Genomic DNA, 24,358 nt, shown 5'->3' with positions numbered 1-24,358 from the left:
GTAATCAGCTCATCATGGAAATCAAAACACCCACACTCCTGATCGATAAAGAGAAGTGCATCAGAAACATTGACCGTATGGTGTCAAAGTCTGTGAAAGCAGGCGCCTCACTTCGCCCTCACTTCAAAACACATTTCTCCGGAGAAATCGGAAACTGGTTTAAAGAAAAAGGTGTGAAACAATGCACAGTTAGCTCAGTTTCCATGGCCCAGTATTTTGCCAGTCACGGATGGGATGATATTACCATCGCCTTCCCATACAACACATTGGAATCAAACGAAATCAATGCTTTAGCACAGAACATTAAGCTAAACATCCTGATTGAATCAACCGAAAGCATGGAGCATGCTTCCAAAAGCATCAAGGAAAAAATTGGCTACTTTATCAAAATTGATGTGGGCACTCATCGCACTGGAGTGGACCCCAGAAATGAAACATTAATCAACCAACTCATAGCAGATTCTTCCGAAAAGATACAGTTCAAGGGGTTCTTGGCTCATGCTGGACATACATACGGTTGTAGAGACCTGGATAGCATCAAATGGATTTTTGATGGTTCGGTCAAAATCCTGACAGAGTTGAAAAAGAAATTCGGAGGAATCATCTCATATGGTGACACACCGTCGTGCAGCTTAATGGACGATCTGTCATTTTGTGATGAAATGCGTCCTGGAAATTTTGTGTTCTATGATTGGATGCAGCATCAAATTGGTTCATGTTCATTAAACGAAATAGCCGTTTGTCTTGCTTGTCCCGTTGTGGCTATACACAAAGAAAGGAATGAGGTTGTGGTTTATGGTGGAGCTGTTCATCTTTCAAAAGAATCGATGATAGAAAAAGATGTGCGAGGAAAGGATAAGCACTGTTTTGGAAAACTGGTGAAACTCACTGAGGATGGATGGAGCGCCGAAATTTTAGGCAATGTAGAGCGACTTTCTCAAGAGCATGGTATCATTAAATTGAGCAGTGAAGAAGTCGCTCGTGTAAAAGTGGGCGATCTGATTGGTGTGATTCCTGTACATTCGTGCCTTACTGCCGATTTACAAGGACACTATCTTTCCACCAGTGGTGAGAAGATTGAAAAAATGACGAAAAACTAAAATGCAAAAAATACTTTCGCTGGTTTTTATTGTACTCGCCCTATCCGGTTTCTCCAGAACTGACCCACCGAAAGATTCCATTGATATTATGATCGGACAGATGATCATGATTGGGATTGGTGACTTTAATCTAGTAGACGCCTCTGAGCCCATTTTCAAGGAAATAAAAGATGGAAAAGTGGGTGGTGTCGTGCTTTATGAAAAAAACATCCTCTTTGAAAGTCCAAAACCGGAGCTAGCTCTTCTGGTAGAACTCCTTCAACGAAATGCCTCCATCCCCCTTTTTGTAAGCATCGATGAGGAAGGCGGAAGGGTAACTCGAATGAAGACACGATATGGTTTTCCGAAAAATGTCTCCGCACAATATTTAGGAGACATGAACAACCTGGATTCCACCCGCTTCTATGCCAATCAAACAGCGTCAATTCTTAGCAGCTTTGGTATAAATATGAATTATGCTCCTGTGGTAGATGTGAATCTTAACCCTAAGAATCCGGTAATTGGAAGGATTGAAAGAAGCTACTCCGAAGATTATGAAGAGGTTATTCGTCAGGCATATGAAGTCATCAACCAGCACAACAAGCGAGGGATAGTCCCCGTGCTCAAGCATTTTCCAGGTCATGGAAGTAGTCATAGCGATACACACCTTGGTCTTACCGATGTAACTGAAACCTGGCAGCTTGAAGAAATGTATCCATATTCTGCGCTGATCGATAGTGGGGTGGTAAAAGCCGTAATGACTGCCCACATTGTGAATAAGACACTGGACGGTACGAAAAACCCAGCCACCCTTTCAAAGCGAATCGTAACCGGAATGCTGCGAGATTTTCTGGGCTTTCAGGGTGTGATCATTTCTGATGATATGCAAATGGGAGCCATCAACAATGAGTATGGATTGAGGGAAGCTATTCGTCTATCCATTGAAGCAGGTGTTGACATGTTGATGTTTGCTAACAATGTGCAGGATTACAATATGGTATCAGCCAGTACCGTACATGCTATCATCAAGGATTTACTTTTTGAGGGTATAATCACAAGGGAACGAATTTATGCGTCGTATAAGCGAATTATGAAACTAAAAGTAGAGACGGGGTTATGTGATGAAGGGTATTACCGATCATTGAAAAATAAACTTCGAGCATACAACTGAGTACCGAATAAAAACTGATTTTACTATCTTCACCAGTCCATGATCCAATACAACCCAAAATCGTGGTTTTCGCTCATCTTTGATGTCTACAGCAGGTACGTCATTCGGGCGCTCTTTCCGCTAATTTTATTTGCGGGAGTGCTCACATCCGTGCTGTGTTTCTTATTCATAGATGTGATGCAAATCACTATCGTAGATACCAAGGCCTTTCACTCCATACTTGGGGTGATCCTCGGCTTGTTTCTCGTGCTTCGTACCAATACCGCTTATGACCGATGGTGGGAAGGACGGAAGCTTTGGGGCCAACTGGTAAATGATACCCGTCAGCTTGCAATCAAACTAACAGCCTTCATCCCGGAAGATGCTAAAGAAGATCGTTTGTTCTTCAAGAAAATGATTCCCAATATCACTTTCGCAATGAAGAACAGCCTTAGAAACAGCATTCTTGTTGGCGAGATGGACTTCTATGATGAGGCCACCAAAAAGAGAATCATTGACAGCACACACCGCCCGAACATCATCAATAAAATCTTGATGGAAAGGGTAGTGGATATGAATAAGCGAGGGTTAATCACCGCAGACAAGCTGTTTATTTTAGATAAAGAAATCAAAGGGTTTACGGACATAATCGGCGCTTGTGAGCGAATTAAGTCTACGCCTATCCCTTATTCATACAGTATGTTCATTAAGAAATTCTTGTTCATTTACTGTATTACGCTACCCATGACATTCATTGGAGAATTTGGATATTGGTCTATCATCCTCGTGGTAGTCGCATTCTATTTCTTAATGAGTGTGGAGCTTATTTCAGAAGAAATTGAGGATCCATTTGGAAAGGACATCAATGATTTGCCTTTGGATGAACTTTGCGTGAAAATCAAAAAGAACATCATTGAAATTTTTAACAGGTAACTTCACAACCAATAATTGCTATTAACACATTACTAATTATGAAATTCAATCAACTTAAACTAGCCTCTCTTGCACTTTCAGCTGCTGTGCTCGTTTCATCTTGCGGTGGCGGAAGTCAGGAAAAATCCTCAGATGCCGGATCTGAGTTTGATGCAGCCAAAGAGCAGGTTGCTGCTGATGTATCTAAAGTACTCAAAGACCTTCCACCTCCATCAGAGGTTCCTTACTTGCTAATGAACGCAGGAGCTGAGTTTGATGAAACAATTATCAACTCGCTGGACAACATGGAATCTTATCAAAATGATGAAACCAAAGCAGCGCTAAATCTTGGCGTATATGCTACGGATATTGGATACCTTGCTTCTTACGAAAAATCTGAGCTAGCGCTTGATTACATGGGTGAGTGTCAAAAACTAGCCGCGCCTGTGGGTGTCGCAGAAGCCATTGATTATGGTATGATTGCACGCTTTGAGTCAAACATGGAAAACAAAGACTCTCTCACTGCAGTAATCAACGATGTGATGCAAAAGTCTGGTGAGCGTCTAAGCGAACTAGATGAGCTAAACAGCGCCGCACTTTTATTGGCAGGTAGCTGGATCGAAGGAGTTTATATCTCTACAACTATCGTAAACACTTATCCTGATGATCTACCGGAGGAGTCAAGAACTTTGATCCTTGAGCCTTTGGTTAAAATTGTGATGGATCAAAAATTATCTCTTGAAGACCTTCTGCAGGTAATGAAAGATGTGCCAGAGTCTGAAGCAGTGAACAGCATGATGGCTGAGCTTAAGAAAGTAAAAGCCATCTATGACGGAGAGCTTGCTGAGGTAGAAAAACAGATCGCAGAAAATACCGGAGGCTTTGTTCTTAAGCCAAGTACGCTGGACAATCTTGCTGCTGAGGTGGGACGCATCCGTGCTTCAATTGTAGAATAATATCATTAATTTGAGAAAAAGCCGTCATCGCATCGCTTTGACGGCTTTTTTTATTTACCGGGATGAGCCGAATGTTATAAATTTATCCCTTACTACTAACCTAACCACGTCACAAAATGAGTGAAGAACTCCTGAAAGCCATCATTCGCCTTCTTGTAATAGTTGCCAAAGAAGAAGGAGAGGTTGATGAAAGTGAGAAAGAGACCGTAAGGGAGTTTCTCTATGAAAATGTAAGCCGTGACGATACCAGGCATTACCTGAAAATACTCGACCAGTATGTTTCCGAAATTGATACCGGAAAGGATGATACAAGCCAAATCGGTGAAATAACCAGAAGCATAAACAACGAACTCACCCAGCAACAAAAACTTGTGGTGATGGTTCGCCTCATGGAGCTCATCATTGCAGACGAAAAAATTACTGAGCGAGAGGCCAAGCTTCTGTATTTGATTGGAAAAGAATTCAAGTTTGATGATGAAGTAGTAGACGCCATCAAACACTTTGTGGTAAATAAAGATCCCAATGAATATTCAGACCTATACTCAGTAGTGGTCTCCGGAGCAGACGAGCCAAAGCTTCCCAAACAAATCCATTTGGAGGACTTTAGAGGACATATAGCCTTTTTTAAGCTCCCTAAAATTGATACCTGCTTTTTCAAATATTATGGAGGTGACATCCTCAACCTAAACGGGCTGATGGTATCTCCATATAAGATCAAGGTGTTTTCTACTGGTAGCTCTCTCAAGGGAAAAAGAACAGAGCGTCTTTACTACAGCGATGTAATCAGTGTCTTCCGCGATGATGTGACCGAAACAAAAGTCTCCTTTGTTGCAGAGGATATTTCGTACCAATTTAAAAACGGAGATCTCGGATTAGTCAATATCAACATTTCCGAACCAAGCGGGAAGCTCTTTGCCATCATGGGCGGAAGCGGTGCTGGTAAATCTACGCTCTTTAATGTGCTAAATGGAACGGCCAAGCCCTTCAAAGGGTCAGTTCGAATCAATGGAATTGACATCTACAAAAAACCGAAAGAAGTAGAGGGGATCATAGGTAATGTGCCTCAGGATGATTTGCTCATTGAAGATTTAACGGTCTATCAAAACCTCTACTATGCTGCAAAGCTTTGTTTTGACAAAACCGAAAAACCCGTGCTTCATGAGCTCGTCACTAAAACGCTGGATTCGCTCGGCCTCACAGAAGCAAAGGATTTGAAAGTTGGAAATCCACTTCAAAAAACTATTAGTGGAGGCCAGCGAAAGCGCCTCAATATTGGTTTGGAGTTGTTACGGGAGCCATCTGTACTTTTTGTGGATGAGCCAACCAGTGGGCTCTCCTCTCGAGACTCAGAAAACATAATGGATCTTCTGAAAGAGCTTTCTCTCAGGGGAAAAATGATATTCGTTGTGATCCACCAGCCCTCATCAGAAATCTTCAAAATGTTTGATCGGTTGCTCATTCTTGACGTAGGAGGTCATCAGATTTATTATGGCAATCCAGTCAAGGCAGTCACCTATTTCAAAAACATCGTGGAGATGATTGACAAAGATCAGAGTGCCTGTATCGAATGTGGCAATGTAAACCCTGAGCAGATTTTCAACATCATCGAAATGAAGGTGGTGGATGAATATGGACGCTTTACAAACAAGCGAAAATATTCCCCTGCACAATGGCATGAGCAGTTTGAGTCTAATATTGATGTTGAAAAAGCTGTAGAAGAAAAAAGTAAGCCAGAAAAATCTCTTGATCTGCCTAGTAAAATCAAGCAGGCGCAGATTTTCTTGCAAAGAGATGTGTTGGCCAAAATCAGCAATCGTCAGTACGTGCTTATAAATCTGCTGGAGGCTCCTGCCTTGGCCTTACTCCTTGCCATCATCACAAAATATGCTCCGGCTGGCGCAGATTATACTTTTTATAAAAACGAAAATATCCCTGTCTTTTTCTTCATGAGTATCATTGTGGCGCTTTTCATGGGCCTCACAGTCAGTGCAGAAGAAATCATCAAAGACAGAAAAATACTCAAGCGCGAAGCGTTTCTGCACCTGAGTAAACTCAGCTACTTATCCTCGAAAACACTCCTGCTATTTTGCTTATCTGCCGTTCAAACCCTGCTTTTTGTTTTAGTAGGATCGTGGATTTTAGAAATTCATGGTATGACGCTCTGGTATTGGATCATCCTGTTTTCTGTATCCTGCTTTGCCAATATTCTAGGTCTTAACATTTCTGCAGGATTCAATTCCGTCATTACAGTCTATATTTTAATTCCGCTCCTTATCATCCCTCAGCTAATTCTTAGTGGTGTAGTTGTAGATTTTGACAAGCTCAATTCATCATTTGCCAACAGAGCAAAAGTTCCGCTGATCGGTGAGCTCATGGCATCAAGGTGGGCATATGAAGCGATTGCGGTTACTCAATTTCGTGACAACCCTTCCAACAAAGAAATCTACCCGCTGGAACGGCAAGTGGCTGATAACACCTACAAATCCATTTACTATACAAAGTATTTGCAAGAACACCTGGATTATTGCTATCAAAACAAAGACTTCAACGGTCATGAAGGACAACTTAAGCTGGTTCAAAACGAGATCAAGAAACAGCTAAGCATTTTCGGAGCTGATAAGCTGACTGTTGTGGATCAGATCACAGCTGAAGGACTCACAAAAGATGTGTATAATCAAACAGCGGAGTTCTTAGCCGCCATCCAGTCGGTGTATAACACAAGGAGGAAAAAAGCCAAAGATCAACTGGACGATTTGATTGAGCGGCGAACAGCAACTCCAGAATTGGAAGAGTATTACCTATCTCAACGAGACAAATATGAGAATGAGCGACTGACTCTGATGGTGAAAAACATTCAAACCAAACGCAGAGTAGTGAGGTCTGGTGAGGAGCTGGTTCAGAAGATTTATCCAATTTATGCCAAAAATGAGCAGCCTGAGCATGCGCTGGATTTTAGAACGAACTTTTATTACCCTGAGAAGCATTTTGCAGGAGTGTATATAGACACTAAAATCTTCAACGTGATCATTATTTGGGTAATGACCATTATCTTATTTGTGGCTGTCTATTATGATTGGCTGAGAAAAATAATTAGAAGTGGTCGGTTTTAGATAGGAACGTTTACATGTCGCTCCGCATGATATGAAGATCTCACCAGCGGACCTGACTCTACATATTTTAACCCTCGCTTAAGTCCCTCTTCACGGAAGTGATCGAACTTGTCAGGGTGAACGAACTCAGCAACCTCAATATGTCTTTTCGTCGGTTGCAGGTATTGTCCTAGTGTGAGGATGTGAAGTCCATGCTCTACCAGATCATCCATTGCTTTGTAAACCTCCTCATCGGTTTCCCCTAAGCCTAGCATAATTCCCGACTTTGTTCGTTTTCCGGCTTCATTTGTCAGTTTAATTTGCTCAAGGCTTCTATTGTATTTTGCCTGAGGCCTTACTCTTCGGTAAAGGCTCTCCACTGTTTCCATATTGTGTGAAACTACTTCCTGACCACCTTCAATCATTCGGTACAGCGCTTCCCAATTTCCTTTCACATCGGGAATCAATGTCTCTATTGTAGTCTCCGGGGAAAGTTTCTTCGTCTCCACCACTGTCTGATACCATATTTCAGCACCTCGATCTTTAAGCTCGTCACGGTTTACCGAGGTAAGTACTGCATGCTTTACTCCCATGAGTTTGATAGCCTCAGCTACTCGCTTTGGCTCTTCCTGATCATACTCTGGAGGTCTCCCCGTGGCAACCGCACAAAACGTACAGCTTCGGGTACAAACATTTCCAAGAATCATAAACGTGGCTGTCCCCTCTCCCCAGCATTCGCCCATATTCGGGCAGTTTCCGCTTTCGCAAATGGTATGAAGCTTATGCTGATCTACTAGTCTCCGTACTTTCGCATAATTTTCCCCTACTGGAAGTTTTACTCTAAGCCAGTTTGGTTTTTTCTTTCTTTCCGGATTTTCTACTACTGGTAAATCGATCATACGCTTCAATTCAGATATAACAATGCAAATCTAATCAGGACTAAGAGATTACCCGTTACTTTCGGGTGCCCCAAAACAATGTGAAGAAAACAGAAGAGTAAACAGATTTGTTCGGCTGGGTAGGTACGAGGATGATTTCTTTAGTGAATGCTTCCACCATTACGCCAACTTCCACGCCAGCCACATTGCTTCTATATGTTCCAAATTCAAAAAGGACAGAGCCCTTGGTGTTTAAACCAGGCACAAAATCTGAATCTCCTAACCCTTGAAACAGTTTCCCCGGACCTAGAATAGCACCGGGTGACCCATGTCTGGAGAGTGAAAATTGCTCGTATCTCTGATCCGAGCTTAATACATAATAAGGAGTGACCAGACCAAAGGTGGGGCCAGCTGCTGCTGCCAGGCTGATTTGAACGCCCTGTTGATTTGCCTTCTTGAACATAAGTCTCTCCAGCCCATAATTTGTGCGGATGGCATAGAGATAATTTGACTTTCCGTAAATAAAGCCTGCACCCTGAAGACCAACATACCTGGCCTCACTTGGATGCTTTACGTTAGAGAGTTCCAACCCAAATGTGTGGTAAACATCATTCCCCTTTTTCCGGCTGTGTCGCACCATCAGACCACCAATCAATCCACCATTGGTGTTTTTGTTTATTCCCCAGATCCACTCAGATGTATATTCAAACTCCTCTCCTTCAAAAAGCTGAGCCGATCCCATGAATGGGAGTGTGATAAGAAGAATGATTGAAAGCCTTTTCATCTGCGTGAAACAATAACAAAAATAATGCGCAAAGCCCCTAACTCCTTTGCGCTATTGAATTTAGCTCATCAAAATTGATTGCCGTGTGCGATTCGTGGAAAATTACTTTTCCGTCTTTGATCAAAATCGCTTGAGGAGACTCATGCTTAATTCCATACTTGGAGGCAATCTCATTAGAAATGTCCCGGTGAGCAATCAGGTCTAAAAAATACGGCTCAAAAGCAGCCTCTTCCTGAAATGAACGCTCAAATCTACTTAGGGTCATTGCACTGATTGAGCACCTGGTGCTGTGTTTGAACAACAAAACCGGCTTTTTATATGAGGCTTCATCAACTTTATTTAGTTGATCTATTTGGTTGAGGTGAGTCCATGGCAACTCGACTTTTTCTTTCTTGGAAAATAGGCTTGAAAGCATTGTAATTTCTTAATTATTCCAGATCACCCGTTCTTTCTTGTCGAACTTAGGCTCTTTTACTGGCTCATTAACACCATCAGAGTTTTGCTTGTTCCCATTCATGCGAGTCCAGAAAATATTCCACTTTCTAAGCATTTTTCGAACCTTGGGGTTATTAAACTTCATGGCCAGGTGGTAGTTGCTACTTGGGTGTTGGTCTCCGATTTTTTTGTGTTTAACCTTAAGATCCCCCTCCCACATGGATGACTCTCTGAAGTACTGAGCCTCACCCCATTCTTTTGTGTTACCAAACCAGCCGATTTTAGTACCAGTATACCTGGGGCGTACTTTATAATCTACACCCCTGAACGGTGAGCCCGCAGAATAGCGAGGCTTTACATTGTAATCTTTACCTCTAAATGGCATGCCTTGGGAATATCTGGGATTTACATGATAGTCTTTTCCTCGAAAAGGCATCCCTTGAGAATATCTTGGGTTGACGTTATACCTCTGTCCTCTAAATGGATTAGGTGCTGAATAGCGAGGAGTCACTCTATAGTCTTTACCCCTAAATGGCATCCCTTGAGAATAGCGAGGGGTTACCTTATAGTCTCTGCCTTTGAAAGGACTGCCAGCAGAGTAACGGATATTAACCCTATAGTCTTTGCCTCTAAATGGGTTTCCTTGTGAATAGCGTGGGGTCACCCTGTAATCTTTTCCTCTAAATGGACTTCCTGCAGAATAGCGGATGTTTACTTTATAATCTTTCCCTCTGAAAGGATTCGAAGATGAGTATCTCGGAGTAACACGATAGTCCTTTGCTCTGAATGGATTTCCACCGGAATAGCGAGGCGAAACCTTAAATTGACTCCCCCGAAATGGGTTGCCAAATGAATAGCGTGGGGTCACTTTATAATCACTGCCTCTAAATGGATTGCCACCGGAATATCTCGGAGATGATTTTCGTGTCTTGAAGTTGGCAACACCACCTGAATATCTCGGCCTTACTGAATATCTTTTTTGGCGCTCTCGAGGTGAGGAGTACCTGGGAGAAGTGGAGCCTGAAAGTTTGAACGGAGAGGAGGCGCTGGAGTATCGTGGGGTAGTACGATCACCAGAACTTGGAATACCATCACTTGTTCCCGGATTCTTTTTACTTCTAAAAAAAAGGAATCCTTTACGTTCGACTTTTTTAGTTTTCAGCCTTCTGTCAGAGTCTTCAATTAATTGAGCATCGGCAGAATACACTGCCGTGCCAATTAAAAATGCTATGATCAGAAACCGTTTCATTCACTCCGTCTCACCCAAAGGTTCACAATTTAGGTGATAATCTCAACGATTTGGCCGATTCGATTCGTATCCTATATTTGAATTGGCTCTCCCTGAGCGTTGAGTACTTCAAATTCGGTCAGTGCTTTTGAGCTATCCTCTACCATGTTAACCCAACGGAAATATTTGAAAAACCATTTAGTTCTCCGTGAAAAAACTCCTGCTGTAAAGTAAGTGTACAAATAAGGGTGTAGTGCTACAGTAATTTTCTTTTCGTTTTGTGACTCAAAGAAATACTTAACGGTATTCTCCACCTGATCTGCAACCTGAATGGATGCTGAAATTTTTCCTGTTCCTCCACATGTAGGGCATGCCTCCTTAGTGGTAATGGCTAGTTCCGGTCTCACTCTCTGACGAGTGATTTCCATCAAACCAAACTTTGATAAAGGAAGGATCGTATGCTTTGAGCGATCATCCTTCATTGCTTCTTTCATCTTTGCGTAGAGCTTTTTCTTATTCTCTATTTTTCGCATATCGATGAAATCAACAACGATGATTCCTCCCATATCGCGCAATCTAAGCTGCCTGGCTATTTCTTCTGCAGCATCAAGATTTACCTTGAGTGCTGTATCCTCCTGATTATCTTCTTTGTTGGACTTATTGCCACTGTTCACATCGATTACATGGAGCGCCTCCGTGTGCTCAATGATCAAGTAGCCTCCATTCAGCATACTTACAGACTGACCAAATGAGGTCTTCATCTGCTTCTCAACACCGGTAGCTTCAAATATTTTGGCTTTGCCAGTATACTGCTTGATGATCTTCTCCTTATCCGGAGCTATCCCTTTTACAAAGGTTTTGATCTCCTGGTAGAGATCCTTATCATCTACCTGAATGCTGTCAAAGCTTTCGTTGAGAACATCTCGCAGGATAGAGTTGGCGCGATTCATTTCGCCAATCACCTTGTCACGCACCTTAGCTGTCTTAAGAGCCTGCATGCCCTTATCCCATCGCTCAACAAGGTTTCGAAGGTCTGTATCCAGCTCTTTTACATCCTTTCCTGTAGCCACAGTACGAATGATCACACCAAAACCCTCAGGTTTGATTGAGCTGATAAGACGCTGCAGACGCTTACGTTCGTTTGCGTCTGTAATTTTTTTAGAAACGTTTACCGTATTAGAAAACGGTACCATCACCAGGTATCTACCTGCTAATGACAACTCGCATGAAAGTCGTGGGCCTTTTGTAGAAATGGGCTCCTTTACTACCTGAACCAATACTTTTTGTCCTTTAGTAAGGACCTGATTCATCTTGCCAAGCTTATTAATATCCGGCTCTGTTTTGAAACCTGCGAGCCTTGTGCTGTTCAGCTTCTTTGCCAGTGTTAGCTTGGTAAATTTATTCAGGGATTGGACTTGTGGTCCTAAATCCAGATAGTGTAAAAAGGCATCTTTTTCATATCCAAGATCAATGAAAGCGGCGTTCAATCCCTGAACTACTTTTTTAACTGATCCCAGGTATATGTCACCAACGTTGAAGGTCTGGCCTCCTCCGTCCTGGTGAAATTCTACCAGCCTTTTATCCTTAAGTAAAGCAATACGACATCCTTCGCGAGTTGAGTTAATGATTAGTTCATTACTCATAGCGATTGATTAATGGTGTGTATTACTTCTTCTTGTGTCTGTTTTTTCTAAGTCTCTTTTTTCTCTTGTGAGTGGAGATCTTATGTCTCTTTCTTTTCTTACCGCAAGGCATAATTTCTGTTTTTTAAAATGTTTTCAAAATGTTTTAAAGTCCTTCCAGGTAATCACTCGCCATCATTTTGATAGCTGGAATAGAATCCTGAGAGGCTAAAATTTCCTCCAAAAGCAGGCGTGCCTGCGATTGTTGATTTATTTCTATCATCGAAACCGCCAAGTAAAGTTTTGCTTCATTGTCAGCAGGGTTCAACGATATCAAATTTTCAAATCGTTCCTTGGCTCTCTCAAACTGTCCACTTTGAATAGCCAGTAGGCCAAGGTTTAGAATAGCTTGCCTGTTTGTTTCATCCTGTGCCAAAATTTCTCTCAGCATAGCTACCCCTGCCATAGGGTTTTCTGAAACAACCAACGTCATTGCCAGTCTGTTTTTCAATACCAAATTTGTTGGATCTTTATCCAACAAGCTCTGCAAAATTCCTCTGGCTTTTACAGCATATTCTTTTGCTTGCTCAGGTCCTGGTGACCTCTCATAAGCAGTGAAGTAGATGTCTGCGGCTAGCTCAGATGGGGTTTCTTTCCATCTCTGAATGGCCTCTGCATATCTTGCTGCACTATCCACTATCCCATAATCAAGATAGCGTCTTGCCAAAGAGTGCGCAAAGTTAGCTTTTTTATCAATATTTTCTTCCTCTTCGATTAATCTTCTTAACTCATTGATCTGAGTTTCAACTTCTTGAGGAATTTCCATCGAATGACTTTCTGGACCGCCAACTTCCTGAAGCTGTTCATTCTCTACCACACTGCGGGGTAGCTGAAACAAAACAACCACCAAGGCGGCTGCTCCCAGTACAAGGATTAATTGTGATCTAGTCACTTGATCTTAGGAGAGTTTTTGATTTTCTCTACAAAAATTTTGGATGGCTTAAAAGACGGTATGTAGTGCTCGTCGATCACAATGGCGGTATTTTTTGAGATATTTCTGGCAATCTTCTTCGCTCGCTTTTTGTTAACAAAGCTTCCAAAACCTCTCACGTATACATTCTCTCCATTGGCCATGTTGTTTTTTACTACTGTAAAAAATGCTTCAACAGAGGCCTGTACATCTGCCTTATCAATTCCTGTCTTATCAGATATCTCGTTTATCACATCAGCTTTTGTCACAACTGTCTGGTTTATAGGTGGGTGTTAAAAATTGGGAGGCCAAAATTAAATTTGCACCTTCACATAAAAAAAGGATTTCTAAATTATTAAGCCATCGAAGAGAAAACATTTACCAAAAGGCTAATTAATTGGTACACAGAGAGAAAGCGAGACCTTCCGTGGCGGAAAACGAAAGACCCATATCCCGTTTGGTTGTCCGAGATTATCCTGCAACAGACCAGAGTAGATCAGGGGTTGCCCTATTGGGAACGATTTATGGAGAGCTTCCCAAATATTCATGATTTGGCAAACGCCCCTGAAGAAAAGGTGCTAAGGCTGTGGCAGGGGCTGGGCTATTATAGTAGAGCAAGGAATCTGCATGCCTCGGCTAAACATGTTTCTAAAGATTTGAGTGGAGTTTTTCCACAGTCTTATTCCGAAATCAAAAAACTAAAAGGTGTAGGTCCATATACTGCGGCGGCAATTGCATCTATTTGTTTCGGTGAGGCTACCCCTGTTGTTGATGGAAATGTGTTTCGGTTTGCCTCCAGGTACTTTGGTATTGAAGATGACATCTCTAAGAGTGGAACCCGAAAGATTTTTGAAAGAAAGCTCGAGAAAGCAATTTCCAAGAAACATCCAGGGGCCTTCAATCAAGCAATGATGGAATTTGGTGCTACTGTGTGTTCTCCAAAGCCAAAATGCGAAGAATGCCTGTTTCATATAGAATGCTATGCTTTCAGAAAAAAGATTCAACACACACTTCCTGTAAAAACCGGCAAAACGAAAGTTAGAGATCGTCACTTTAATTATATGGTCATTTCCACGGATGAAGGCTACTTTATGAAAGAACGAACAGAAAAGGATGTGTGGAACGGTCTTTATGATTTTTATTTGATTGAAGGGAAACTGACTGAAGAAAGTGTGCTGAGGCAAATGAAAGAAAAACTAGATCTGAATGGGTTTCAGGTTGAAGATATCACTGAACCTGTTTTGCATATTCTCAGCCATCAAAAAATACTCGCCCGGTTTTATTCTATTAAGATTAGCGGGGATGTCAAAACTCCGGGAGGATTAAAATCATATTCCGTTGAGGAAATGCTAAATTTGCCAAAACCTAAATTGATCGTAAATTACCTACAACGAGTAGGTATCAAATAAAAACACTATGTCTGGAGTAAATAAAGTAATCTTAGTAGGCCGATTGGGCAAAGACCCTGAAGTTCGTCACCTGGAAAATGGTGCAACCGTAGCTAATTTTTCATTGGCTACTTCTGAGACGTACAAAGACCGACAGACTGGTGAGCGAAGAGAACAAACTGAGTGGCACAACGTAGTGCTATGGAGAGGTTTAGCTGAGGTCGCTGAAAAATACGTGAAGAAAGGTGATATGATTTACGTAGAAGGGAAGCTCCGTACCCGATCGTGGGAAAAAGATGGAGTGACCAGATATACTACCGAAGTGGTAGGCGATAATATGACCATGCTAGGTGGCAGTGGAGGTGGATCTTCTCAAAATCAAGGAGGAGACTATAGTAACCAACAGCCTCAGGAGTCCGCACCTGTTCAGGATACGGGTAGCGATGCTTCGGATGACCTCCCTTTTTAGAAACTAAAAGATAGTACTTGGAAACATCACTGGACGACCCATTCCCCACGGTTTTGCTTAGCATGATGGGAGACATGCCCATCTCATTTTACCTGATCAATGGATTGGTGATATTGGTACTGCTGTGCCTATCCGGATTGATTTCAGGGTCTGAAGTGGCCTTCTTTTCATTTTCACATAATGAAATCAAAGAATTTAATAGCTCAATGAGTGTTAACGAAAAGAGAATAAGTCGCCTGCTTTATCATCCCAAAAGGCTACTGGCCACTATTCTCATTCTTAACAATCTTGTGAATATTTTCATTGTGACCATTTCCACTTTTGCCACTTGGCAAATTGTCGGAGAGCAAGGTAAACAGGGTATAACTATTGTTATTCTAACAACTGCCATTACTGTTCTCATCATTTTTTTCGGAGAGATCATCCCAAAAGTATATGCCAATCACAATGGAAAAGAATTTGCCAAACTGACCTCTGGCCTTCTTCTTATTTCTTACAAATTTTTCAAACCCGTTTCTTGGTTTCTAATGTCCGTCACTGGGCTGATCGAAAGGCGCATGGAGAAGAAAGGATATAACCTTTCTGTTGAAGAAATAAATCAGGCGCTGGAAATTTCTGTGGAAAAGGAACAGGTATCTGAGGAAGAAAAGGGGATACTCAAAGGAATCGTAAATTTTGGAACACTCTCTGTAAAACAGGTGATGAAGTCGAGAATGGACATAACTGCCATTGATAAGGAGACGGATTTTCACGAGTTGATGAACCAGATCAATAAGACGGGGTACTCTCGTATTCCAATTTTCACGGAGACTGTAGACAAGATCGATGGTATTCTATATATCAAGGATTTGCTTCCGCATATTGGTGAGGAAGAAGACTTTGAGTGGTCTCAACTTTTGCGCCCAGCTTTTTTCGTGCCTGAGAGCAAAAAGATAGATGACTTGTTTAAAGACTTCCAGGAAAAGCAGGTACACATTGCTGTGGTGATCGATGAGTATGGTGGAACGTCCGGGCTCATTACCATGGAAGACGTGATTGAGGAAATTGTGGGTGAGATCAATGATGAGTTTGACGATGAAAGCGATGTGGCATATAACAAGCTGGACAACAACACCTACATTTTTGAAGGCAAAACCTCGCTAAACGATTTTTGCAAAATCACCAATTCGGATATCTCAATTTTCGATTCCGTAAAAGGAGAGAGTGAGTCTCTGGGCGGACTGCTTCTGGAAATAAATACCAAGCTTCCAAGTGCCGGAGAAAAAATCCGATTCCTAAACTTTGTGTTCACGGTGGTGGCTGTAGATCAAAAAAGAATCAAAAGACTAAGGGTTTATATCAATTCTGACAAGAGTAACGTTGCAGGGTTTGAAGATTAGTCAGAGTTTTGCCTCGTTTATGAAAAACCTTACCATCCTTCTTATCTTCTTTTGTTTTGCCTGTGGTTCTGATTACTTGCCAAAACCAAAAGGCTATAATCGCATCGATCTTCCGGAGGCTGCCTATCAACCCCTCCCTGACAGTCTTCCTTATTTTTTTGAATACTCAAAGCATGCCGATCTTTTGCGAGACTCCAGCTGGATCACCGAACGATACTGGATCAATCTTTACTATCGAGAAATGGGAGCAACCATCCAGATCACTTACAAACCTGTTACAGACTCAATCATTAGGGAATACCTTAGCGATTCATATAAGCTTACCTCTCAACACAACGTGAAAGCTTATGCCATAGAAGAAAGTATTATCGAATTGCCCAATGGGCTGTACGCTTCGTTCACAGAGCTGGAGGGGGAAGTTCCCACACAGGCACAATTTCACATCACCGATCAGGACAGCACCGATCACTTTTTAAGAGGAGCTCTTTACTTCAGGACTGCCACAAAAAATGACTCACTTGCTCCAGTAATCTCATACCTCAAGCAGGACATTCTACACTTGATTACCTCCATGCAATGGAGGGACTTAGCAGATTAATATTTTCATCCGTTTCCTTCTCATTTTCAGTAGAATTATTCTGAAAATCAAGACAATTATCTGACTAAAAATAGAATTTAGTCAGCCAAATAATATTTTTCAATACAATCAATTGTATTTTAATATTTGGTATTATTTCTATTTTATTTAGATATATATTGCCAATCTTTAAAAACACCCAACATTAAACTAAACATTATGAGGAGAATTAATTATGTGTTAAGTCTTGTCGTGTTGGCAAGCTTCACATTTGTTTCATGTTCGGAAGATCAAACTTTGGTTGATGATCTTACTGTCCCACAAGATGTAGTAGCACAAATCGCTGCTCTAGGATTTGATGTGGACAATTTTATTCCTACCAAATTCGAAAATGGTTATCTGGTAGAAGGTGATATCTATCTAACCGACCAAACTATTGCTGAAATGGGTCAGCCAAACAAGCTGGCTTCTAAAGAGCAGTATAGCACTAATAACCTGGTATCAACAGGTGGTAACAGAGTGATCACACTATATGCACCAGTTGGTGGAAATAATGGGTATAGCCCGGGTATGATTGCTGGGCTTGATCTGGCCATCGCGCGTTACAATGCTGAAAACCTTTCACTCTCATTTCAAAGAGTAGCCTCTTCTGGTGGAGCGGATATTGTGATGACACGCCTTAGCAAAAGAGATGAGCGAAGAGGGGTGCTGGGTTCAGCTGGCTTCCCAACTTCTTCAGGCGACCCTTATGGTCAAATTAAAATGAGTGGAATCCTGGAATCTTCTTACGGTTTAAGTACTGCGGGCATTGCTACAATTATCGCTCACGAGATGGGGCACTGCATAGGTTTCCGCCATACCGATTACTTCAACAGAAGTATCTCTTGTGGGGGAAGTGCATCGAATGAAGGAACTGCTGGAGTAGGTGCAAACCATATTCCGGGAACTCCCACAGGCGCTACTGCTTCTGCAAAATCCTGGATGCTGGCCTGTACCGATGGTGGAGACAGACCATTTAACAATGATGATAAAACAGCTCTTAATTATTTGTACTAAAAACGAAACATTAACCTAATGGGTGTTTTAAAGGGAGATTCGTCTCCCTTTTTTATTACCAAATAATCTATCGTTTTTTAAATAATTCTCAGATTATTAAATGGGTTAAAAATAATTTATATAGATTGGCGATTGCTAAAAACACCCAACACTTTAAAATAATTATTATGAGGAGAATTAATTATGTTTTGAGTCTTGTCGTATTGGCAAGCTTCGCTTTCGTTTCATGTACAGAAGATCAAGCTGTTGTTGATGACTTATCTGTACCACAAGATGTAGTAGCACAAATCGCTGCACTAGGATTTGACGTAGACAATTTTATTCCTACCAAATTCGAAAATGGTTACCTGGTAGAAGGTGATATCTATCTAACCGACCAAACCATTGCTGAAATGGGTCAACCAAATAAGTTGGCTTCTGCTGAGCAGTATAGTACTAACAACCTTGTATCAACAGGTGGTAGTAGAACAATCACTATGTATGCTCCTACTGGCAGAAAGGGATACAGTGCTGGTATGATTGCTGGCCTTGACCTGGCCATTGCTAGGTTTAATGCTGAAAATCTTGAAATTTCGTTTCAAAGAGTTAGCTCTTCGGGGGCTGCTGATATTGTAATGAAACGACTCAGCAAAAGAGATGAAAGAAGAGGGGTGCTTGGATCAGCTGGATTCCCAACCAATAGTGGTGATCCTTATGGTCAAATTCTTATGAGTGGTATTCTTGAGTCATCTTATGGATTGAGCACTGAGGGAATTGCAACTATCATTGCACATGAGATGGGGCACTGTATAGGTTTCCGCCACACAGACTTCTTCGACAGAAGCATCTCTTGCGGAGGTGGTACTGCAAATGAAGGAGACGGTGGAGTAGGTGCAAACCACATCCCTGGTACTCCAACCGGAGCTAATGCTTCTCAAAAATCTTGGATGCTGGCTTGTACTGATGGTGGAGATCGTCCATTCAACAATGACGATAAAACTGCACTAGATTACCTATACTAAAAAATAAACATTAACCTAATCGGGTGTTGAGAAAGGGAGCAAAACATGCTCCCTTTTTTTGTGTTTTTATTTTAAAACAAAATATTATATTGCAAGGTGATTAACAATCACCTTTTATTATGAGAAGATGTAAGGTGAACCAAAGGGAGCTGCTCAGCTCCCTTTATTATTTTGGTTAAAACTATCTTAGCCAGATGCACCCATTCTTTGATCGATCCATTGAGTATCTGAAAGGAGTCGGCCCACAGCGAGCCGAAACGCTCAACAAAGAATTGCAGATTTTCACCTTCGGAGATCTACTCCAGCATTATCCATTCCGACATGAAGATCGGAGTAAGTTTTACAGAATCAAAGAGCTACAACCCGACCTCCCCTATGTTCAGCTAATTGGAGAGTTCAAGTCATTTAAAACCATAGGAATTGGTCGAAAGGCGCGATTGGTCGGGGTGTTCGCTGATGAAACGGGAACCATCGAAATGGTCTGGTTTAAAGGTGTGCAGTGGATTCAAAAAAGTCTAACCATCGGGGTGAAGTATGTCGCTTTCGGCAAGGCAACTCTTTTCAATGGTAAGTTCAACATTGCCCACCCTGAGATCGAAATCCAGACAGAAAAAAACACAAAAGGAGGCTACCTCCAACCTGTGTACAACACCACCGAAAAAATGAAAAAGAAAGGGCTGGACAGCAAGTTCTTTTCGAAAGTCATGAAAGTGTTGTTGGTGGAGGCTGTAAATCATATTCCTGAAACACTTCCTCAAAACCTCCTCAATCAATTTCAGCTGATCGATAAAAAAACGGCTGTTGTTTCGATGCACTTTCCAAGAAATGCTACACTGCTTCAGCAAGCACAAAATCGGATGAAGTTTGAGGAGTTATTCTTTGTGCAACTTCGGTTGATCAAACTAAAAATTGCCCGAACGGAAAAGTACCGCGGTGCGATTATCAACAAAAGTGACCTCCTCAACAAGTTCTACGAAAATCATATGCCCTTTGAGCTGACAGGTGCACAAAAGCGAGTGGTCAAAGAGATTTATGCTGACTTCAGATCCGGCCAGCAAATGAATCGACTTGTGCAAGGGGATGTAGGGAGTGGGAAAACCATGGTTGCCTTTCTCTCCATGCTCATCGCCATTGGTTCGGGATTTCAATGTGCCTTTATGGCCCCAACCGAAATATTAGCAGAGCAGCATTTCAAAGGATTACAAGAGCAAGCTAAACCATTGGGCATCCACATTGCCCGTCTTACCGGATCTACACCAAAGTCTGAGCGAAAGCTGATTCATGAAGGATTGATGTCGGGGGTGATCACCATTTTGGTTGGCACGCATGCGCTGCTGGAGGATAAAGTGAAATTTAAAACCCTCGGGCTTGCAGTTATTGATGAGCAGCATCGTTTTGGGGTGGCGCAGAGAGCCAAACTCTGGACCAAAACAAAGGAGGTCTATCCGCATGTACTGGTGATGACTGCCACCCCGATTCCACGTACCCTTGCCATGACCCTTTATGGTGATCTGGATATTTCAGTCATCGATGAACTGCCCGCTGGGAGAAAGCCCATCATCACCCGGCACTTTCGGGACACCAAGCGGCTGGAAATGTTTGGGTTTGTGGAAAAAGAAATCGAAAAAGGACGGCAGGCATACATCGTATATCCGCTCATCGAAGAGTCTGCCACATTGGATTACAAAGATCTGATGGATGGGTATGAAAGCATTAAACGGCGATTTCCCAATTATCAGATTTCGATTGTGCACGGTCGCATGAAGGCCGAGGACAAAGAGTGGGAGATGCAGCGGTTTGTAAAAGGTGAAACCCAAATCATGGTGGCCACCACCGTAATTGAGGTGGGGGTAAATGTGCCGAATGCTTCCATCATGGTCATTGAAAACGCTGAGCGGTTTGGTTTGTCCCAACTCCACCAGCTAAGAGGAAGAGTGGGTCGTGGGGCTGATCAATCTTACTGCATACTTATGACGGGGGTGAAGCTTAGCACCGAAGCACGCACTCGTACCAAAACTATGGTGGACACAACCGATGGGTTTAAAATTGCCGAGGTGGATCTTGCCCTGCGTGGGCCTGGTGACTTGATGGGGACTAGGCAGAGTGGAGCGTTGGACCTCCTGGTTTCGGATTTGGTGAAAGATGGAGAAATATTGAAAACGGCTAGAATTGCCGCACAGGATTTATTGAAAGATGACCCCAAACTAGAGAAGCCCGAACACAGAATGATCAAATCACATATTGATTCATTCAGTAAAAATGCCGTTAATTGGGGGAGAATCTCCTAACTGGGATTAAATGAAAACAAATTACCCAATTTAAAAACATGAGACTAATCACCTATATCACGCTAATAATTACATTTTCTGCTATTCAGGCGCAGAATGAGCAGGAAACTTACAAGGAGGTTTCCGGAAAGCTCGAAGCATATTACAACTCTGGAGATTACAAAATGATCTTTGAGCTTTATTCTCCGGAAATGAAAGCCGCTCTACCTGAAGATAAGTCCACCGCTTTTTTCACGACACTAAGCATGCAGGTAGGTCAAATAAAGGAACGGACTTTCAAAAACTACATGAACAGAACATACGCTGTTTACAAAACCAATTTTGAAAGAGGCGTGCTGGCGCTCAACCTTTCTTTGAACACACAAGGTGAAATCAACGGGTTGCTTTTCAAGCCATATGTGGATGAGTCATTTCCGGTAATTGAACGAAACTCCACTTCGCTAATCCTACCATTTAAAGATGAGTGGACGGTGTTTTGGGGAGGAGAAACCAAGGAGCAAAATTATCATGTTGACTATCCCAACCAGAAAGGAGCCTTTGATCTTATCATTACGGATAAGAATGGGAAATCTTTTAAAGGTGATGGCAAGACTAATGAAGACTATTACGCCTTTGGCAAAGAGCTGATAGCACCATGTGATGGTGAGATTGTTTTGGTGGTGGATGGGGTAAAGGACAACAAACCGGGCGAACTAAACCCGACTTATGTTCCAGGAAATACGGTCATTATCAAAACGGAAAAAGATGAGTTTTTCTTTTTCGCACATTTCAAACAAAACTCCATCGTCCTGAAGCAGGGAGACAAGGTGAAGCAGGGCGACTTGCTAGGGCTCTGTGGAAACTCGGGCAATTCATCCGAACCACATTTACATTTTCACCTACAAAACATTGAAGACTTTAATAGGGCAACTGGGGGTAAAACTTACTTTGAAAAAATTGAAGTAGATGGCGAAGTGAAAGAAGATTACTCCCCGGTAAAAGGTGAAAAAATAAAAAACATAGAGCAGTGAAATCGGAATACATCAAACTCCTCAAAAAACAGATCAGCAAGCTGGACGATGGACAGTTTGACCTGGAAGCCTGGAAAACCAGTGCCATCACCGTTCTTCACCGGATTTTTGGTGAGGGCGATATCCGGGCAAAACAGATTGATCAGCTAAAGATTGATTACAGTAGCTGGGCACTACGTGACTCCAACGCTAACTATAAGCCTGTGGAGACCGCTAAACTCAAAGGCAAAGAAATCCTCAATACGGCCATTGATGAGATTGAGATTTTTGGCGCCCCGGAAAACCATGCTATGGATATGCTTGGTCAGGATTTTGCAAAAAAACTGCAAAACATGAGCGATTCCGAGCGTAAAAAATATTTTGAAGGAATGAAGAAGGATGAGTTGGTGGAGTTGTTGATGAAGTTGACATCTTGAGTTTTCCGTCATTCCGGTTTTTGAGGAACGAAAAATGCCGGAATCTCAATGATAAATGAGATTCCTGAATCCTTCCTTCGTCAGTCTTAGGAATGACGCAGTATCATGTCAGTGCTTAAAATGCCTTACTCCTGTCATCACCATAGCTAAGCCATTTGCATCGCAGTAGTCTATGGAGTCCTGATCTTTGATAGAGCCTCCCGGTTGAATAACTGCAGTAATGCCTGCTTTGTGCGCGATCTCCACACAATCAGGGAACGGGAAGAACGCATCTGATGCCATCACCGCACCATTCAGGTCGAAACCAAACTTGCCTGCTTTTTCAATTGCCTGATTGAGTGCATCCACCCGTGAGGTTTGCCCTACTCCGCTGGCGAGTAGTTGCCCGCCTTTAGCCAGCACAATTGTATTTGATTTTGATTGCTTACAAACCTTAGCAGCAAACAATAAATCCTCCACTTCATCAGCCGTTGGCTGTTTTTTGGTTTTCACTTCCAGGTCGTCTTTGGTCTCAGACTTTAGGTCATAGTCCTGAACGATGGTGCCGTTCAGCAGGCTTTTGTATTGGGTTTGCTGATGCCATGGCTTTTTCTGAACAAGCAGGATTCTGTTTTTCTTCGTTTTCAAAACCTCAAGCGCCTCCACGCTAAATGACGGAGCAATTAAAATTTCGAAGAAAAGGCTGTTCATTTCTTCGGCAGCCTCCTTATCAATTTCCTTGTTGGAAACCAGCACACCGCCAAAGGCTGAGATCGTGTCCGCCGCAAACGCTCGCTGGTAGGCCTCTTTGGTTGTTGATCCGGTGGCAATGCCGCATGCGTTGTTGTGCTTCAAAATTCCAAAAGCCGTTTCATCAAACTCGGCCATCAACTGTACAGCCGCCTCTATGTCCACCAGGTTGTTGTATGAAATTTCCTTACCGTGCAGCTGATCAAAATATTCTGAAAGGTCACCGTAAAAGGTACCCTTCTGATGTGGGTTTTCGCCGTATCTCAATACCCTGCCAGGTCCCGATGAAATTCTAAATTCCGGAAGTTGGTCATTTCCATTCATCCAATTGAAAATGGCCGAATCATAATGGCTGGAAGTCGCAAATGCCTTCGCAGCAAATAACTTTCGTTCCTCCTCTGTTGTTTCGCCGTTTTGATTTTCAAGGATGTTTTGTAAGTCCTGATAATACTGCCTCGAGCTCACCATTACCACATCTTTGTAGTTTTTGGCTCCTGCGCGGATCAGCGCTATCCCTCCGATATCTATTTTTTCAATGATGTCCTCCTCGGAAGCTCCGCTGGCGACCGTCTCCTCAAACGGATATAAGTCCACAATCACCAAATCAATGGGTGGAATCTCAAACTTCCCCGCCTCAACCAGGTCAGACTCATTGTCTCTTCGGTGAAGAATTCCTCCGAAAATTTTTGGGTGCAGTGTTTTCACTCGTCCACCAAAAATGGAAGGATAATCCGTTAGGCTTTCCACAGGTATTACATCTATCCCTAGCTCTTTGATGAATTTCTCTGTACCTCCGGTGCTGTAAATTTTTACTCCTTGCTCGTCCAGTTTACGAACGATTGGCTCCAGGCCGTCCTTGTGAAAAACAGAGATTAGCGCAGACTGAATTTTTTTGGTAGACATGTTTTGTGGGTTGGTTTATTTCAAGGTATGCAAAGTTAA

The 24,358-nt window shown here is 42.3% G+C and carries 22 protein-coding genes; 14 read left to right on the top strand and 8 right to left on the bottom strand.

Annotated elements, in window-relative coordinates; translation table 11 throughout:
• Positions 1–14 precede the first annotated feature (14 nt).
• The 5 genes from ACEQZT_RS06650 (at position 15) to ACEQZT_RS06630 (ending at position 7,207) form a co-directional block, all read left to right on the top strand.
• Entirely contained in the window at positions 15–1,100 is a 1,086-nt protein-coding gene (locus tag ACEQZT_RS06650; protein ID WP_370088480.1) for an alanine racemase, read from the top strand.
• 1 nt (position 1,101) lies between these two features.
• Complete coding sequence (locus ACEQZT_RS06645; RefSeq protein WP_370088478.1) at positions 1,102–2,250, top strand: glycoside hydrolase family 3 protein; 1,149 nt, start codon at positions 1,102–1,104, stop codon at positions 2,248–2,250.
• A 39-nt stretch (positions 2,251–2,289) separates the two neighbouring features.
• Positions 2,290–3,162 carry a bestrophin family protein gene (locus ACEQZT_RS06640; protein ID WP_370088476.1) on the top strand — a complete coding sequence of 291 codons (873 nt, stop codon included), beginning with the start codon at positions 2,290–2,292 and terminating at the stop codon, positions 3,160–3,162.
• 38 nt (positions 3,163–3,200) lie between these two features.
• Positions 3,201–4,097: a hypothetical protein gene (locus tag ACEQZT_RS06635; protein WP_370088474.1), complete on the top strand. Its 897-nt coding sequence runs from the start codon at positions 3,201–3,203 to the stop codon at positions 4,095–4,097.
• A 116-nt stretch (positions 4,098–4,213) separates the two neighbouring features.
• Complete coding sequence (locus ACEQZT_RS06630; protein WP_370088472.1) at positions 4,214–7,207, top strand: ATP-binding cassette domain-containing protein; 2,994 nt, start codon at positions 4,214–4,216, stop codon at positions 7,205–7,207.
• Here ACEQZT_RS06630 and lipA read toward each other — a convergent pair.
• From lipA to ACEQZT_RS06595, 7 genes are all read right to left on the bottom strand, one after another.
• The gene (lipA, locus tag ACEQZT_RS06625; protein ID WP_370088470.1) at positions 7,204–8,085 is read right to left on the bottom strand and encodes a lipoyl synthase; all 882 of its coding nucleotides are present in this window, start codon (positions 8,083–8,085) and stop codon (positions 7,204–7,206) included. The genes ACEQZT_RS06630 and lipA overlap by 4 nt on opposite strands.
• 55 nt (positions 8,086–8,140) lie before the next feature.
• Positions 8,141–8,848, bottom strand: coding sequence for a hypothetical protein (locus ACEQZT_RS06620; protein WP_370088468.1), 708 nt, complete (start codon positions 8,846–8,848; stop codon positions 8,141–8,143).
• Positions 8,849–8,885: 37 nt separating this feature from the next.
• A complete protein-coding gene (gene ytxJ / locus ACEQZT_RS06615) occupies positions 8,886–9,263 on the bottom strand; it encodes a bacillithiol system redox-active protein YtxJ (RefSeq protein WP_370088466.1) in 378 nt (125 codons plus the stop codon).
• 9 nt (positions 9,264–9,272) lie between these two features.
• Positions 9,273–10,532, bottom strand: coding sequence for a hypothetical protein (locus ACEQZT_RS06610; RefSeq protein ID WP_370088464.1), 1,260 nt, complete (start codon positions 10,530–10,532; stop codon positions 9,273–9,275).
• 71 nt (positions 10,533–10,603) lie between these two features.
• Positions 10,604–12,154, bottom strand: a complete 1,551-nt coding sequence (locus ACEQZT_RS06605; protein ID WP_370088462.1) for a ribonuclease E/G — start codon at positions 12,152–12,154, stop codon at positions 10,604–10,606.
• A gap of 145 nt (positions 12,155–12,299) precedes the next feature.
• Positions 12,300–13,085 (bottom strand): tetratricopeptide repeat protein, encoded by a 786-nt coding sequence (locus ACEQZT_RS06600; RefSeq protein WP_370088460.1) that lies wholly within the window; start codon positions 13,083–13,085, stop codon positions 12,300–12,302.
• Positions 13,082–13,372 carry an HU family DNA-binding protein gene (locus ACEQZT_RS06595; protein ID WP_089355061.1) on the bottom strand — a complete coding sequence of 97 codons (291 nt, stop codon included), beginning with the start codon at positions 13,370–13,372 and terminating at the stop codon, positions 13,082–13,084. Before ACEQZT_RS06595 ends, ACEQZT_RS06600 begins: the two co-directional genes overlap by 4 nt.
• A gap of 93 nt (positions 13,373–13,465) precedes the next feature.
• Here ACEQZT_RS06595 and mutY point away from each other — a divergent pair, with 93 nt between their 5' ends.
• The 9 genes from mutY (at position 13,466) to ACEQZT_RS06550 (ending at position 22,687) form a co-directional block, all read left to right on the top strand.
• On the top strand, positions 13,466–14,512 hold the full coding sequence (gene mutY, locus ACEQZT_RS06590; RefSeq protein ID WP_370089538.1) for an A/G-specific adenine glycosylase: 1,047 nt from the start codon (positions 13,466–13,468) through the stop codon (positions 14,510–14,512).
• Positions 14,513–14,519: 7 nt separating this feature from the next.
• The gene (locus ACEQZT_RS06585) at positions 14,520–14,960 is read left to right on the top strand and encodes a single-stranded DNA-binding protein (protein WP_370088458.1); all 441 of its coding nucleotides are present in this window, start codon (positions 14,520–14,522) and stop codon (positions 14,958–14,960) included.
• Positions 14,961–15,022: 62 nt separating this feature from the next.
• A complete protein-coding gene (gldE, locus tag ACEQZT_RS06580) occupies positions 15,023–16,339 on the top strand; it encodes a gliding motility-associated protein GldE (RefSeq protein ID WP_370089537.1) in 1,317 nt (438 codons plus the stop codon).
• Positions 16,340–16,358: 19 nt separating this feature from the next.
• Positions 16,359–16,937, top strand: coding sequence for a gliding motility lipoprotein GldD (gldD, locus tag ACEQZT_RS06575; RefSeq protein WP_370088456.1), 579 nt, complete (start codon positions 16,359–16,361; stop codon positions 16,935–16,937).
• 198 nt (positions 16,938–17,135) lie between these two features.
• Positions 17,136–17,972 (top strand): M57 family metalloprotease, encoded by an 837-nt coding sequence (locus ACEQZT_RS06570; protein ID WP_370088454.1) that lies wholly within the window; start codon positions 17,136–17,138, stop codon positions 17,970–17,972.
• A gap of 167 nt (positions 17,973–18,139) precedes the next feature.
• A complete protein-coding gene (locus ACEQZT_RS06565; protein ID WP_370088452.1) occupies positions 18,140–18,973 on the top strand; it encodes a M57 family metalloprotease in 834 nt (277 codons plus the stop codon).
• A gap of 194 nt (positions 18,974–19,167) precedes the next feature.
• Positions 19,168–21,261 (top strand): ATP-dependent DNA helicase RecG, encoded by a 2,094-nt coding sequence (recG, locus tag ACEQZT_RS06560; protein ID WP_370088450.1) that lies wholly within the window; start codon positions 19,168–19,170, stop codon positions 21,259–21,261.
• Positions 21,262–21,299: 38 nt separating this feature from the next.
• Entirely contained in the window at positions 21,300–22,271 is a 972-nt protein-coding gene (locus ACEQZT_RS06555) for a peptidoglycan DD-metalloendopeptidase family protein (RefSeq protein WP_370088448.1), read from the top strand.
• Entirely contained in the window at positions 22,268–22,687 is a 420-nt protein-coding gene (locus ACEQZT_RS06550) for a hypothetical protein (protein ID WP_370088446.1), read from the top strand. Before ACEQZT_RS06555 ends, ACEQZT_RS06550 begins: the two co-directional genes overlap by 4 nt.
• Positions 22,688–22,795: 108 nt before the next feature.
• On the opposite strand, the gene purH is transcribed toward ACEQZT_RS06550, so the two are convergent.
• Positions 22,796–24,319: a bifunctional phosphoribosylaminoimidazolecarboxamide formyltransferase/IMP cyclohydrolase gene (purH, locus tag ACEQZT_RS06545; protein ID WP_370088444.1), complete on the bottom strand. Its 1,524-nt coding sequence runs from the start codon at positions 24,317–24,319 to the stop codon at positions 22,796–22,798.
• Positions 24,320–24,358 lie beyond the last annotated feature (39 nt).

This window comes from Ekhidna sp. (genome assembly GCF_964218185.1).
Classification (GTDB): Bacteria; Bacteroidota; Bacteroidia; order Cytophagales; family Cyclobacteriaceae; genus Ekhidna.
This window is presented reverse-complemented; position numbering and strand designations above follow the sequence as displayed.